This is a genomic window from Priestia sp. SIMBA_032, assembly GCF_046535215.1.
Lineage (GTDB): Bacteria > Bacillota > Bacilli > Bacillales > Bacillaceae_H > Priestia > Priestia aryabhattai.
On the sequence record NZ_JAWRXD010000306.1, the window covers coordinates 1 to 329 of the forward strand.

The window sequence follows — 329 nt, forward strand, 5'->3', positions numbered from 1 at the left end:
GTCAAGATGGCGGTAAGGCAGGCGTCCAAATAGCGCTGCAACCATTTTTTGAACGGCGGGCAGTCGTGTGGCACCTCCCACCAGCACCAGGTTGTCGAGCTCTTGTGGGCGCAGTCGAGCATCGCGCAGGGCTTGTTCCAGAGGGGCGCGCAATCGAAGGAGCAGTGGGGCCCAGATGCGCTGTGCCAATTCACTGTCCAGCCGCCACTCAAGGCGTCGGCCCGCGTGCTCCCAGCTTAGTGACCGAGGCCCTTCGAATAGTTGGCGCTTGAGCTGTTCAACAGCGTCTTCAAGGCTGGCGAGTGCCTTTGCGTCAAGCTGCTCGATGG

General features: G+C 61.4%; 1 protein-coding gene. It reads right to left on the bottom strand.

The features are described from left to right. Positions 1 to 327, bottom strand: a 327-nt coding sequence (locus SB717_RS34510; protein ID WP_410907356.1) for an Hsp70 family protein, incomplete at its 3' end; no start/stop codon positions are given. Positions 328 to 329 lie beyond the last annotated feature (2 nt).